The sequence below is a fragment of the Rhodospirillaceae bacterium genome (assembly GCA_018662005.1).
Classification (GTDB): domain Bacteria; phylum Pseudomonadota; class Alphaproteobacteria; order Rhodospirillales; family JABHCV01; genus JACNJU01.
The window spans coordinates 56,975-70,843 of the sequence record JABJHA010000015.1 but is presented as its reverse complement, the minus strand read 5'-3'; the positions used below and the strand labels follow the sequence as shown (position 1 = coordinate 70,843).

16 protein-coding genes are annotated in these 13,869 nt (G+C 53.3%); 8 read left to right on the top strand and 8 right to left on the bottom strand.

Translation table 11 applies throughout. The annotated features are described in order from the left end of the window. Positions 1-99 precede the first annotated feature (99 nt). From HOL66_07990 to HOL66_07965, 6 genes are all read left to right on the top strand, one after another. On the top strand, positions 100-1,038 hold the full coding sequence (locus HOL66_07990) for a histone deacetylase family protein (protein MBT5244171.1): 939 nt from the start codon (positions 100-102) through the stop codon (positions 1,036-1,038). Between the two features lie 7 nt (positions 1,039-1,045). Continuing rightward, the gene (locus HOL66_07985; protein ID MBT5244170.1) at positions 1,046-1,297 is read left to right on the top strand and encodes an exodeoxyribonuclease VII small subunit; all 252 of its coding nucleotides are present in this window, start codon (positions 1,046-1,048) and stop codon (positions 1,295-1,297) included. A 76-nt stretch (positions 1,298-1,373) separates the two neighbouring features. Next, the gene (locus HOL66_07980; protein ID MBT5244169.1) at positions 1,374-2,189 is read left to right on the top strand and encodes a polyprenyl synthetase family protein; all 816 of its coding nucleotides are present in this window, start codon (positions 1,374-1,376) and stop codon (positions 2,187-2,189) included. 10 nt (positions 2,190-2,199) lie between these two features. Continuing rightward, complete coding sequence (locus tag HOL66_07975; GenBank protein MBT5244168.1) at positions 2,200-4,125, top strand: 1-deoxy-D-xylulose-5-phosphate synthase; 1,926 nt, start codon at positions 2,200-2,202, stop codon at positions 4,123-4,125. 25 nt (positions 4,126-4,150) lie between these two features. Next, positions 4,151-4,936: a 4-hydroxy-tetrahydrodipicolinate reductase gene (gene dapB / locus HOL66_07970; protein MBT5244167.1), complete on the top strand. Its 786-nt coding sequence runs from the start codon at positions 4,151-4,153 to the stop codon at positions 4,934-4,936. Then, entirely contained in the window at positions 4,929-5,687 is a 759-nt protein-coding gene (locus tag HOL66_07965) for a TlyA family RNA methyltransferase (GenBank protein ID MBT5244166.1), read from the top strand. The genes dapB and HOL66_07965 overlap by 8 nt, the downstream gene beginning before the upstream one ends. 95 nt (positions 5,688-5,782) lie before the next feature. Here the strand turns inward: HOL66_07965 and HOL66_07960 are convergent, their stop codons facing one another. The 3 genes from HOL66_07960 to HOL66_07950 all read right to left on the bottom strand — a co-directional run bounded on the left by HOL66_07960 (position 5,783) and on the right by HOL66_07950 (position 7,706). Further along, a complete protein-coding gene (locus HOL66_07960; protein ID MBT5244165.1) occupies positions 5,783-6,199 on the bottom strand; it encodes a HigA family addiction module antidote protein in 417 nt (138 codons plus the stop codon). Between the two features lie 445 nt (positions 6,200-6,644). Continuing rightward, positions 6,645-7,271, bottom strand: coding sequence for an FMN-binding negative transcriptional regulator (locus tag HOL66_07955; protein MBT5244164.1), 627 nt, complete (start codon positions 7,269-7,271; stop codon positions 6,645-6,647). A 39-nt stretch (positions 7,272-7,310) separates the two neighbouring features. Beyond that, the gene (locus HOL66_07950) at positions 7,311-7,706 is read right to left on the bottom strand and encodes a hypothetical protein (GenBank protein ID MBT5244163.1); all 396 of its coding nucleotides are present in this window, start codon (positions 7,704-7,706) and stop codon (positions 7,311-7,313) included. Between the two features lie 174 nt (positions 7,707-7,880). Between HOL66_07950 and HOL66_07945 the strand changes: the two genes are divergently transcribed. Further along, positions 7,881-8,585 carry a hypothetical protein gene (locus HOL66_07945; protein ID MBT5244162.1) on the top strand — a complete coding sequence of 235 codons (705 nt, stop codon included), beginning with the start codon at positions 7,881-7,883 and terminating at the stop codon, positions 8,583-8,585. A 131-nt stretch (positions 8,586-8,716) separates the two neighbouring features. Here the strand turns inward: HOL66_07945 and HOL66_07940 are convergent, their stop codons facing one another. Genes HOL66_07940 through fabI form a run of 3 tightly spaced genes read right to left on the bottom strand, consistent with a single transcriptional unit; the run spans position 8,717 to position 11,224 of the window. Beyond that, positions 8,717-9,295, bottom strand: coding sequence for a peroxidase-related enzyme (locus tag HOL66_07940; protein ID MBT5244161.1), 579 nt, complete (start codon positions 9,293-9,295; stop codon positions 8,717-8,719). Positions 9,296-9,307: 12 nt separating this feature from the next. After that, a complete protein-coding gene (aroC, locus tag HOL66_07935) occupies positions 9,308-10,396 on the bottom strand; it encodes a chorismate synthase (GenBank protein MBT5244160.1) in 1,089 nt (362 codons plus the stop codon). A gap of 15 nt (positions 10,397-10,411) precedes the next feature. Further along, the gene (gene fabI, locus HOL66_07930) at positions 10,412-11,224 is read right to left on the bottom strand and encodes an enoyl-ACP reductase FabI (GenBank protein MBT5244159.1); all 813 of its coding nucleotides are present in this window, start codon (positions 11,222-11,224) and stop codon (positions 10,412-10,414) included. Positions 11,225-11,326: 102 nt separating this feature from the next. Between fabI and HOL66_07925 the strand changes: the two genes are divergently transcribed. After that, entirely contained in the window at positions 11,327-12,154 is an 828-nt protein-coding gene (locus HOL66_07925) for a YihY family inner membrane protein (protein ID MBT5244158.1), read from the top strand. 282 nt (positions 12,155-12,436) lie between these two features. Here HOL66_07925 and HOL66_07920 read toward each other — a convergent pair whose 3' ends face one another. Together HOL66_07920 and HOL66_07915 are read right to left on the bottom strand one after the other, a co-directional pair. Then, the gene (locus tag HOL66_07920) at positions 12,437-13,336 is read right to left on the bottom strand and encodes a DnaJ domain-containing protein (protein ID MBT5244157.1); all 900 of its coding nucleotides are present in this window, start codon (positions 13,334-13,336) and stop codon (positions 12,437-12,439) included. Further along, entirely contained in the window at positions 13,333-13,809 is a 477-nt protein-coding gene (locus HOL66_07915; protein ID MBT5244156.1) for a hypothetical protein, read from the bottom strand. Before HOL66_07915 ends, HOL66_07920 begins: the two co-directional genes overlap by 4 nt. Positions 13,810-13,869: the final 60 nt, after the last annotated feature.

The window sequence follows — 13,869 nt, the reverse complement described above, 5'->3', positions numbered from 1 at the left end:
AGCCTAATGTGCGCCGGTTTCAACCATTTCTCGTTCAATGCCGCGTGAACGTTACACAAGATCGTTGGCAAGGCCCCGTTGTTTCGCTCACAATAGGGCATGAGCACATCCCTTTATAGCCATCCTGTGTGTGTTGAACACGATCCGGGTGCGCACCACCCGGAACAACCCGGCCGGTTGCGCGCGGTCCTTAAAGCCCTTGAGGCTGAAGCCTTTGACAATCTCGTCAGGGTCTCTGCGCCAAAGGCTTCGCTGGCACAGATTGAGCGGATTCATGCCGCCTATTATGTCGAGAAGGTTTTTGAGAACGTCCCCGAAAGTGGCCTCTTTCACCTCGACCCGGATACCGCCATGTCGCCAAAAAGTGGCGAGGCTGCATTACGCGCCGCGGGCGGGGTCTGTGCTGCGGTTGACGCGGTCATCGGTGGTCAGGCAACCAACGCCTTTTGCGCTTTACGCCCACCAGGGCACCACGCCGAACCGTCCCAGGCCATGGGATTTTGCTTGTTTAACAACATTGCCATTGGCGCTCTTCAGGCCAGAGACGTTCATGGGATCGAACGGGTTGCCGTCGTTGATTTCGACGTTCATCACGGCAATGGCACCCAGGCGTCGTTTGAGCGATACAGGGATTTTCTCTACGTATCTTCTCACCAATCGCCAGCTTATCCGGGAACCGGTGCGGAGATGGAACACGGTCTCAATAAAAACATCATTAATGTTGAACTGGATCCGGGTAGCGGCTCGGATATTTTCCGCAAAGCCTACACGGATCGAATTCTGCCAGCACTCAGGGACTGGAAACCCCAGTTATTGATGATTTCGGCCGGTTTTGACGCTCATTTGCGTGATCCACTGGCGCAACTTCAGTTACAGGATGATGATTTCGCCTGGGTCAGCAGGCAATTGCTCGAAGTGGCAGCCGAGGTTTGTGAAAACAGGGTTGTCTCAGTGCTTGAGGGAGGCTATGACCTCGATGCTCTGGCCGCTTGCGTGGCTTTGCACGTTGGTGAATTAATGGCCGTTGATATAAGGTAAGCGGGTTATGGCAAAAAACAGCATTCCTTCCGACATCGCCAAGTTGAGTTTCGAGGACGCCCTTGAACAACTTGAAGATATTGTCCGCCAGCTCGAAGAAGGCTCTGGTGAACTTGACGCGTCGATCAAGGCTTACGAGCGGGGCGCCCACCTGAAAAACCATTGCGAAGCCAAGTTGAAGCAAGCGCAGCAACGCGTTGAGAAGGTTGTCCTGGGAGTTGACGGGGAACCGGAACTGGAACCGGCTGACCTGGATTAAGACTGTGAGCGATTTTCAAACAACCCTTAGCACGTCGGCCGACGCGGTAAACCTTACCCTGGAGCGGCTGCTGAAAATGCATGACGATCCGGAAGCGGAACTTGTCGAGGCCATGCGCTACGCTGTTCTTGACGGTGGCAAACGGATACGCCCTTTCCTGAGCCTGGCCGCCGCCGGGCTGTTTAATGTTGAATCACAGCGAGCACTGCGCGTCGCCGCCGCCATTGAGATGGTGCATTGTTATTCGCTGGTTCACGACGACCTGCCGGCCATGGATGATGATGAGCTCAGGCGCGGTCAGCCGACTTGTCATATCAAATTTGGTGAAGCCACGGCGATCCTTGCCGGGGACGCGTTGCTGACCAAGGCCTTTGAAGTGTTGGCCGGTGATGAGACGCACCCCGATCCCCATGTCCGCTCTGATCTGGTGATAGCATTGGCGCGGGCCGCCGGTTCCGAAGGGATGGTCGGTGGTCAAATGCTTGATCTGATCGCCGAAACCGAAACCCTCAACATGCCCGAAATCACACGCTTGCAAAGAATGAAGACCGGTATGCTGATCGCCGTTGCCTGTGAAGCCGGGGCCATTCTTGGCAAGGCTACCGATGGCGCCAGACACGCCCTCCATGCCTACGCCCATGACCTGGGATTAGCCTTTCAGATAGCCGATGATTTACTGGATGTTGAAGGGGACGAGAAGACTGTCGGCAAAAAGACCGGCAAGGATGAAGAAGCTGGAAAAGCGACGTTCGTTTCCCTGCTTGGAGTGGAGCGCGCCCGCGAACAGGCAGAATTGCTGGTCGCCCAGGCGTGCGAACATCTTGATCTTTTCGGTGAAAAGGCAGACCCTTTAAGGGAATTAGCGGCGTTTGTCATAAAGCGCCGGGCTTGATAGGTAAAACGTGAGTAATAAAAATAACACACCGTTGTTGGATACTGTCTCAAAACCCGCCGATATCAGGGATTTTTCCAACGAAAAACTGAGCCAACTGGCCGATGAACTGCGCCAGGACACGATCCGCGTTGTCTCCATTACGGGTGGCCATCTGGGCGCCAGCCTTGGCGTCGTCGAGCTGACGGTCGCCCTGCATCATGTTTTTGACACCCCTGATGACCGGTTGATATGGGATGTCGGGCACCAGTGTTATCCGCACAAGATCCTTACCGGTCGGCGCGAACAGATGCTGTCCTTGCGCCAGGGTGGGGGTCTGTCGGGCTTTACCAATCGCAGTGAAAGCATCTACGACCCGTTCGGCGCGGGTCACAGCTCAACCTCTATTTCTGCCGCCCTAGGGATGGCTGTTGCCCGTGATTTCAAGGGCGAAGACAACAATGTCATTGCCGTCATTGGTGATGGCGCGATGAGCGCCGGAATGGCCTATGAGGCTATGAACAATGCCGGTTCCATGGACTCACGTCTGATTGTTATTCTTAACGATAACGATATGTCCATCGCCCCGCCGGTAGGCGCCATGAGCGCCTATCTGTCGCGTTTGATTTCATCGAAGTCTTACCGGTCGATCCGCCATTTCGCCAAGGAAATGTCGAAAAAGTTCCCACGCCCCATTGAAGAAGCAGCCCGGCGGGCAGAGGAATATGCCCGTGGCATGGTAACCGGTGGCACCCTGTTCGAGGAAATGGGTTTCTTTTATGTCGGCCCTATTGATGGCCATAACCTTGATCACCTGTTGCCGGTTTTGAAAAACTTGCGGGACGACAAGGAAAAGGGACCAGTGTTGTTGCATGTGGTTACCCAAAAAGGCCATGGCTACGGACCGGCAGAGGAATCTGCTGACAAATATCACGGCGTTTCCAAGTTTGATCTGGTTACCGGCGAGCTTGAAAAAAGCACCGCCAATACACCGTCCTATACCAAGGTTTTCGCCAAGGCCCTGATTGCCGAGGCCGCCGTTGATGAGAAAATCACCGCGATCACCGCCGCCATGCCATCGGGCACCGGTCTAGACATGTTTGGTGAGGCATACCCCGAGCGTTGTTTTGATGTTGGTATCGCTGAACAGCACGCTGTGACCTTTGCCGCCGGTATGGCCAGTCAGGGCTATAAACCGTTTGCGGCCATTTATTCGACCTTCCTGCAACGCGGCTATGATCAGCTTGTTCATGATGTTGTATTGCAAAAGCTGCCTGTTCGCTTCGCCATCGACAGGGCCGGGCTCGTCGGTGCTGACGGGGCCACCCACGCAGGTGTTTTCGATCTGGCATATCTGTGTTGCTTGCCCGATATCGTCGTCATGGCCCCGTCCGATGAGGCAGAATTGATGCATATGACGGCGACGGCAGCGAAAATAGATGATGGGCCCTCGGCTGTACGCTATCCGCGCGGTAATGGCACTGGCGTCGAAATGCCTGAAAAAGGTGAAGTGCTGGAAATCGGTAAAGGTCGTATCCTCCGCGAGGGCGGCGTGGTCGCCATTCTGAGCCTTGGCGGGCGTTTGCAGGAAGCCCTCAAGGCCGCTGATGAACTGGCCGCAAGGGGCTACTCAACAACCGTAGCTGACGCCCGTTTCGCCAAACCGCTGGATCAGACATTGATCAGGGATTTGGCTAGCCGTCATGAGGTGTTGATCACAATCGAAGAAGGATCCCCCGGCGGTTTTGGCGCTCATGTTATTTCGTATATGGCCGAACAAGGGCTGCTCGATCGCGGCGTTAAAATTCGACCGATGACATTGCCCGATCAACTGATCCATCACGATAGCCCGGACAAACAATATGAAGACGCGGGCCTGACCGCTCCGGCTATTGTCGAGACAGTCTTGAAGGCGCTTGGCCGGACGGACGAAAAAACCGGGTTGGCCGAAGCCTGAATCTAAGTATCAACGGGAGAACGTTATGAGTATTCGGGTTTGTGTCGCCGGTGCGACCGGCTGGACGGGCTCTGCTGTAACCCAGGGCATCCTGCGGGACGATACCTTCGAGCTTGTCGGTGCCGTCGCGCGTAGCGCTGCGGGCAAGGATATGGGCGGCGTCACGATTTGTGCAACCCTCGCCGAGGCACTTCAAACACCAACTGATGTTTTAATCGATTACACGGGTGCCGGGCCGGTCAAGGATCATGTGCTGTACGCCATCGAGCGCGGGATTGCTGTTGTCGTCGGTTCATCGGGAATGACGGCGGCGGATTATGATGACATCGCCGCCAAAGCCGAAGAAAAAGGCGTCGGTGTTGTTGGTGGCGGCAATTTCAGTGTGACGGCGACGATGATGCAGCATCTGGCACTCATCGCGGCCCAGCATATTCCGCAGTTTGAAGTTCTCGATTTCGCCTGGGCTGAAAAAGAAGATGTGCCCAGCGGCACCGCTCGCGAGTTAGCCGAAAAACTGGGAGATGTGCAAAAACCGAAACAGGCCCTTGCCATTGAAAGTCTGCATGGCCCGGCGGAAACCCGCGGCGCCAATATCAATGGAGTGCAAGTCCACTCTGTTCGCCTTCCCGGTTACAAATTGCGCTGCGAGGCTGTCTTCGGCATGGAAGGTGAACGCTTGAGCGTCGTTCATGAAGCCGGGCAAAGCGCCGAACCTTATGTTTCAGGAACCTTGCTGGCGGCGAAAATGTCGGTTGACGTAAAAGGTCTGGTGCGCGGTCTTGACGCCTTGTTGTTTGCCAACGATGGCTAAAGCAGACAAACCCAGGCTTGATCAGGTCCTCGTTGATCGTGGGTTGGTGGAAAGCCGCGCCAAGGCGCAAGGGTTGATCATGGCAGGCAAGGTATATTCTGAAACCCGCCGCCTTGATAAGGCCGGCCAAAAAGTGAGCGCAGATTTGCCCCTTGAAGTGAAAGGCCAGGACCATCCCTGGGTTTCGCGCGGCGGGTTGAAATTGTCAAAAGGGCTGGAGCATTTTGACATCAGTCCGGATGGTCTGATCTGTTTGGATGTCGGTGCTTCGACGGGCGGTTTTACGGATGTTTTATTGGTTGGCGGAGCGAAAAAGGTTTACGCCGTTGATGTCGGCCACGGCCAGTTGGCCTGGAAAATTCGCCAGAACCCGGCAGTCGAGGTATTGGAGCGCACCAATGCTCGTTACATAACCGCTGAACAAATTTCCGATCCCATAGATTTGATCGTCTGTGATGCCAGTTTTATCGGCTTGCAGACGGTGTTGCCTGCGGCCCTGTCGCTGGCCGCACCGGGCGCCCACCTGATCGCCCTGATCAAGCCTCAGTTCGAGGTTGGCAAGGGCAGGGTCGGTAAGGGCGGGGTGGTGCGTGAACCGGAATTGCACAGGGAAGTTTGCGAAAAAATTCAAAACTGGCTGGAAAGCCTTGCCGGCTGGACCGTTATGGGCGTCACCGAAAGCCCAATCAAGGGTCCGGAAGGTAACCGGGAATTCCTGATCTGCGGTGCTTGTAGTGCAACCTGCCCTTAAGTTAGGGCAGATAAGTTGCCCTAGCATTTTGAATCGATCAAATTATCAACCACCAAATGACTACCTTTGATGGCTGTTTGATCTGATGACGTTAATTAAAGGGCGATTGAAATACTGTTCAATGAGCCCTTGAATTTGCGGGGTGTGATGGTGCGGGCGATTTCATCACCTGAGAGGCGTTTTGCCTGCTCCAGATCATAAGCCATTTGCAGGTGTAGCCAGAATTCCTCGGTGGTTGAGAAATAACGCGCCAGCCTGAAGGCGGTATCGGCGTCAATGGCGCGACCACCCTCGACGATTGCCATGACATGGCTGTGTGGCAGACCGATATCCTGTGACAGCTCATCTGTGGTTAGTTCAAGCGGCTTGATGAACTCGTCCAGCAATACCGAACCCGGTGGAACTTCCGATGGCTTGATGCAGTCGCTGACCAGCACCGGCTTTTGTTCCGGCGGGGCAGGGGGCAGATCGAAAATTTCCGTTTCAAGCCCGGCTTCGCGCCAGGCCTTCATGCCGCCGGTCATATTAATAGGCGGAACATGCCCGGCCTTGATCAATTGTTTGGCGGCGGCGGCGGACCGTTTGCCGATGGCGCAATGGAGAACCAGCTTCTTGATGGTGATACGCGGGAAGGTGTCGGCATCAAGCATGGAAAGCGGCACCAGCATGGCCCCGGGGATGTGCTCTTGCTCAAATTCCGATGTTTCACGCACATCAACCAGCAAGGCTTCGCCAGTCGCAAGCCAGTGGGCGACGGTTTCAACGTCAGCTTCTTCCAGTTCGATCTGTTCAGGCTCTGTATTCATGGCGCGGTTAACTCTTATTCACACTAATTGATTGTTAGAACATATTATAAATACACAAAAAATAATGTCAAATAAAAATTTAACACATAAATTAAATGTAATTACTGCTAAGTTATTAATTTTAAAGAAAATAATTAATTTGTGAAAAAATTTAATCCGGCGATAAATCTGCCAACTGAAGGGCAGGGGTGGTTGCCTTATCTTTAAGCCCCTGGGCAACGCCTTCCTGATCGGCTTCGGGCCGGTTCTGGCTGACTTTCCACTTGCCGTGCAGGCGGTTGATTGGAATTTCCAGGCTAATGATGGCCTTTAGCATTAATTCTATGTAATTCGTCGGGGCATCGCTGACAGCCCATGGCTGTTCCTGCCCTGCTTCCTGTTGGGATGTCAGGGATGTGACCTGATCAAGCAACCAGTTCGCATCCTCGATAAATCGTATGGATCCATGGGCATGTACGATGGCGTAGTTCCAGGTTGGAACGACTTTCCCGTGTTCCTTCTTCGATGGATACCACGCTGGTGTGATGTAATGGTGGGGCCCCTGAAAGGCGGCTAAGACGTCCCCGGACAGATCAATGTTTTTGGTCAGCGGGTTTGCCTTAGCGATGTGACCGCGCAAGACGCCGCACTCGCTACCGTCATCGTGAACAAGCAGCGGGATGTGGTCTGCCGACAAGCCGTCGCTTCCGTTGCTGATGAGTGTGGCAAAAGGGTGCGCACGCATAAGGTCGTGCATCACCGGGATGCGTTGTTCCTGAAAATGTGATGGCTGATACATTTTTCTGTTCTCTAAATCACGTTTTTAACGCCCGCAAAGTCATGGGCATGGCCTGAATGATGTTGTTCTGGGTTTTTGCCAAGTGGGCGACGTCGTTCTCGGTGAGGTTACCGGCGATGACTTCCTTCTGAACCCACTCGCTAACACCACCTCGATCTTTTCAAGATGAAAATCGACATCCAGATAAAGCCCAAGCGGCGTGTTGGCCAATCCCATTTCCTTCCACTGGCGGTTCAGAGTCTTGGAAAAAAGATTGAGAATTTCGGGAAGAACCGGGCGGACATGGGTTGGGTCGCAAAGATAATGATCATGCCGCGGATGGGGAACGGTGATGATGATATGCGCGTCGGGTGCACAAATACGGTACAACTCCTTCATGATTCCCAGGAACACCTGTGGATCAGCGCCCAGGTGTTCAAGAACATATGACATCACGATCGCAGCCCAGATTGAGCTTCATTTTAAACTAACCCCCCTTGTTAGTACGTTTCCTGCCCCGATCGCTGCTACCATATCAATTATGTTCTGTGATCTCCATCACTGTGCAGCTTTCGAAATTGTACTTTTATACTGTGAGCGGGCAAAAACGAGTGAAAGCGGAAAATCTGAATGGTGGCGATTGCAAAAAAAAGCGACTGGCCGTCAACCAGCGATGGCACGACGGATTGGCAGGCCCTGTTTGAAGATCAGGAAACCGGGTTGCTGGCTGTTGTTTCGGCGTGCAAAACACCGGCCCAATTGAAACAACAAACGGACGCTATTATCCGTACGATTTTCACCCGCGAACGGGACATGCCGGTTTTGGGCAAACTGACGGCTTTTCTTGAAAAACTGATCCCCGAAGACGCCAGCGATGAACGCTTGCCAGTTATGAAAGCCACCATCAGGCAGTTGCTTGGCAAAGTAAAAGAAAACCGTATAGAAAGAGCCGCCGCGTTTGTTAAGAAAAAGAGCAAAAAATCCAGGCGTAAGAAATCAGGCAGGAAAAATAACCGCCGCCCCAACCGTCTTGTTGGTTTTTTCAGAAGAAGGGCCGATGCCATGGTTTTTCTTTACGGTTTGCTTTCAAGTAGTGACGAGACCGAGCCTGCCGATCAACAGGATCGCGAGGATAATCTCCAGGATGAAGATGGAGAGGAAAGCTTTTTCCAACAGGAAGCCTACGTTCATCATGGCGACGGCGATGGTGATACCGAGTGGCAGGACAGTGATATGCACGACATGAAGGAAGGCGAAGCCGCCAAGCCCGGCACCTTTGATGACCTGGAAGAGACGAAAAAGGACGACAAATACGAAAGCTGGGAAGATTACTAGATCAGTTCACGTTTCGTTTGAACACGTTGTGTTCAAACGAAACGTGAAAAACTGATCGATTTTTTAAAAAGCGAGCCGATTCACACACTTAAACTGAATCAAGTAATGATACCGTTTAAGTGTGATCGGCTCTAGCGACTCATGGCGTGATAATCCGGGTTGGGCATCATGTCCAGGCCATGGGCGAGCCGGTTGGTGTAGTTAAAAAAGCCAACCACATCGGTGATATCGAAAATATCCTGATCGGAAAATTCAACATCGCGGAGACCCTGCCGGTCGGATTCTGAAATGTCATGTGGGGTCTTTGTCAATTTCCAGGCAAAATCCAGCATGGTGCGTTGGCGGTCGCTCAGTTCGGCGACCCGGTAATTCATGGCCATCATCTCGCCCAGTTGCGGGTCACCGGATAACTCCCGCACAGCCTGACCATGCGCGACCAGACAGTAATAACAGCGGTTGGCGCTTGAGACGATGACGGCGATCATTTCGCGTTCGAGTTTTGAAAGCCCGCAATCTTCCTCATTGAGCATCAGTTCGTTGTACACGGCAATGAAGTTGGACAACTTGGTCTGGTTGCCCATGAGGGATTTCAGAACGTAGGGCACCAATCCCAGTTTATCGATGCAAATGGCGAAGTATTTCTTCAAGCCATCATTTAATGAGCTTTCGTCCGGCAGGTCGATCCTGACGATGTGGTCGGGTTGGGGCATTGTTTTGTAATCCTATAGTCCGCACTGGGCCCTGAAACGTAAAAGATGATCGACGAGTACCAGGGCCAGCATGGCCTCGCCAACGGGAACGGCACGGATACCGACGCAAGGGTCATGGCGACCCTTGGTGACGATATCCACGTCTTCACCATTTTCATTCACAGATTGTCTGGCAATGGAAATACTGCTTGTCGGTTTGACAGCGAAACGGGCAATGATGTCTTGCCCTGATGAAATGCCGCCAAGCACTCCACCGGCGTTGTTGGATAGGAACATCGGTTGCCCGTCTTCGTCTGCGCGCATTTCATCGGCGTTGTCCGGACCGGTAAGAGAAGCGGCTGCGAAACCGGCGCCAATCTCGACTCCTTTGACTGCAGGGATGCTCATAAGCGCCCCTGCGATATCGGCGTCCAATCTGTCGAATACCGGCTCGCCAAGGCCTGCAGGAATACCGTTTGCTGAAATCTCGATAACAGCGCCCGTAGAAGAGCCTTGCTTGCGGATGTTATCCAGGTAGATTTCCCATTCCGCCGCCGCTTTCGCGTCAGGGCAGAAAAACGGATTATTATCAACTTCATCCCAATCCCATTGCTCGCCATCAATCAGGTTGGGGCCCATCTGAACCATGGCGCCACGGATATCCACTGGAGCTCCCAGAATTTCGTTTAAGACTTTACGGGCAATGGCGCCGGCGGCGACACGCATGGCTGTTTCACGGGCGCTGGAGCGGCCACCACCACGGTAATCGCGAATACCGAATTTTTTGAAATAGGTAAAGTCGGCATGGCCGGGGCGGAACTTGTCTTTGATGTCACTGTAATCTTTGGAGCGTTGATCTTCGTTTCTGATCATCAGGGCAATGGGCGAGCCTGTGGTCTGCCCCTCGAACACACCAGAGAGAATTTCCACCGTGTCACTTTCCTGACGCTGGGTGGTGAATTTGGACTGACCGGGGCGACGTTTATCGACGTGAGGCTGGATATCGGTTTCGCTTAAGGCGATGCGTGGCGGAACGCCGTCAATGATGCAGCCGATAGCAGGGCCATGACTTTCGCCAAAGCTGGTAACGCTGAAAAGTTGACCAAAGGTGTTGCCGGACATATCAGATTATATCCACTAGACGGTTGAAATGTCGGGGGCGTCGACGGCCTTCATACCGACAGTGCTGTAACCGCAATCCACATGATGAATTTCGCCGGTGACGCCGCTGGAAAGTGAGCTTAACAAATAAAGCCCGGCACCGCCGACATCATCAAGGGTGACATTGCGTCTTAGCGGTGAATTGTATTCATTCCATTTCAGGATATAGCGAAAATCACCAATGCCCGATGCCGCCAGGGTTTTCATGGGACCGGCCGAAAGGCCATTGACGCGAATACCACCGGCGCCCAGATCTTCGGCCAGATAACGCACGCTGGCTTCCAGTGCCGCCTTGGCGACGCCCATGACATTGTAGTGGGGGATCACTTTTTCAGCGCCGTAATAGGTCAAGGTAATAATTGAACCACCATTTTTCATAAGTGGCGCGGCGCGCTGGCAAATGGCGGTGAACGAATAGCACGAGATATCCATGGTCATGTTGAAATTATCACGGCTGGTATCGATGTACTTGCCCTTCAGCTCTTCCTTGTCAGAATAAGCGATGGCGTGAACGACGAAATCAAGCTCGCCCCATTTATCCTTTAGGGTATCGAACGTTTTATCGACGCTGGCCATATCACTGACATCGCATTCAAGAATGATGTCAGAACCAATACCTTCGGCCAGTGGGGTGATTCGTTTTAGCAATGCTTCACCCTGGTAGGTAAAGGCGAGTTCGGCACCCTGGGCGCTTAGCGCGCTGGCAATTCCCCAGGCGATTGAGCGATCATTGGCGACACCCATGACCAGGCCTTTTTTGCCTTGCATCAGTGGTTGGGGAGACGACATCGGTAAAACCTCGTTTTAAATGAATTGGGTTTTATTATTGTTGCTGATCCGGGAATCTAAGACAATCCATATCCTGTATAAAATGCGGAAGTGAAACATAAAGTGAAGCGACGCACGAAATTACTGGGCTCTTACCTATCCCATATTGCCCGTCATTACCATGACGTGCGCTGCCGTACGGTTGCCGCCTCGCTCAGTTATACATCGCTTTTGGCGTTGGTGCCGTTTATGGCGATAGTTTTTGCCGTTCTTGCAGCGGTGCCAGCCCTTGAAGGGTTCAGGATTGAACTTCAGGAATTCGTGTTTGCCAATTTGATGCCCGAATCCGGTGACACGTTCGCCGCATACTTCGATGGGTTTCTCGCCAATGCCGGAAAAATGACCAATTTTGGCATCATCGGCCTGGCGGTTACGGCGATCATGCTGATTAACACCATTTTTGCCGCGATGAATTTGATTTTTCATGTCGAAAAGCCACGCCCAATTGTCCTTAGAATGGTTGTTTATACGGGCGTGTTGATTGTCGGCCCGCTTGTTCTTGCCGCCAGTTTTTCCCTGGCTACGTATATTTTGACGTTGACCAAGGCGATGGGGGTTGAGGCCTTTACAGGGTTTCTTGGGCGGTTGACCCGTTTCGTTCCGGCGCTGATCCTGATTTTCGGGTTTGCATTATTCTACAAAGTCGTCCCCAACCGCAAAGTGGCCTGGCGCGACGCCCTTGGCGGCGGGATGGTGGCGGGATTGACGTTCGCAGGATTGCGCTGGTTGTTCGGTATTTACCTGATTTATTTTCCGACCTACCAGACCATCTACGGGGCATTATCGGCGGTGCCGGTTTTTCTGCTTTGGTTGTTTATGTCCTGGTCGGTGGTGCTGGCTGGGGCGGTGGTCGCGGCTTCCGGGCCCAGTTGGCGCGAGCGGGCGCACTGAAGCTCGAGATCATCAAGGATGCCCGGGATATCCTCCAGTTTGGTGTTATGGAAGAAAGCCCCGCCCGGGGCCAGACGCATGGTCGGTCCATCGGCGCAATGACCCAGGCAAACGATACGTTCGACCTCAATATCGATGCCGCGATCTGAAATGCCTTTTTCAAGTGCTGTTGCGTTTTTTTCGCTGCCACGCGCTGCGCACGAAGGCCTGCCCGGATCAAGGCGCCGGTTGACGCAGACAATCAGGGTTTTTGGTTTATTATTTTTGCTCACAATAAAAAGCCTAGTCCGCTTTGGCGTTTTTCGCCTTAAGGCCGACGCCGCGCACGTCGTATTCATTTTTATCGGCCCATTTTTTGACAAAGCTGGTCAGCTCTTTATCCTGCTTTTTCGGTAAGACCACTTGCAGGGTGACGAACTGGTTGCCCTTTGATTTCTTCTTTTTGTTTTCTATCCCCTTGCCCTTAAGACGCATCACCGTGCCGGTGTTGGATCCGGCGGGAATGTTCAGTTTGACGACCCCGTGAATGGTTGGCACTTCTATGGCGCCGCCAATGACGGCTTCGGGCAGGGAAATGGGCAGGTCCATATGGATGTCATTACCTTCCTGGATATACAGGTCATCTGGCTTGACGATAATTTCAACATGGGCGTCACCGCTCTTGCCACCACCTATACCGTCCATGCCCTGACCTTTCAGGCGCAAAACCTGGGCGTTTTTTGTGCCCGGCGGTATTGAAACAGCAAGGCGTTTGCCGTTGGTCATGCTGACGGTTTTGTTGGACCCCAATGCGGCATCAAGGAAATCCACCTTCAGGGAATAGGAAACATCGGAGCCATCGACCTTCAGGCCACTGCTGCGGTGGGTGTTGCGGCGTTTGAAAAAATCATCGAAAGGGCTGCGAGAGCGGCCTTGGCCAGCGCCTCTGCCTGATCGGTGCATGCGTGCGCCCGCGACCGGATTGCCCATGGCGTCAATTTCACCCCTGTCATAACTGCTACGCTTTTTGGCGTCCGAAAGAATGTCATAGGCCGTCGACAAGTCCTTGAAGCGGTCTTCTGATTTGGGGTTGTTGGGTGCGCTGTCGGGATGGTGCTGGCGCGCCAGTTTGCGGTAGGCCTTCTTGATGACGTCGGCAGTGGCGTTGCGGGGCACGCCCAAAGTGTCATAAGGGTCTCTCATTCAACAATTTTCCATGTACCGTCAGCCTGACGACAGGCCCGACCCGAGGCTTTTTGTTCTTTACCATCAATGATGACGCTGGATTCAAAATCACGACAATCCTCACCGTTGGCGGTGGTGCGGGCGCTGGTCGGTGTATAGGTGCCGGAATTTCCGGTGTCAGGGTTGGTCCAGGTGGTTGTTTGGCCGACGTCCGCCGTTTCCATGGTTTCCTGGGCTTTGTCATTGGCTTGTTGTTGATCCATGTCGTCGAGATTCTGGCCGATGATTTTGCCCAGCCAGGCTCCGAAAATGGCGCCCAGACCGGCGCTCAGGACTTTGCCACTGCCGCTGCCGGTCTTCGCACCGACAACCGTGCCGAGCACAGCGCCGGTGGCGGTGCCGATTTTTTCGGCGTCATTGCTGCCGTCCCCGGCGCACGCCGACAGGATGGCAAAAGATAACAGCAGGGATGTAAAAGTTTTTCTTTTCATGTCTTGAGCCTTGAGCGATATCTTATGTTAGAATCTAAAATTAATAATAGTGCAAGGACG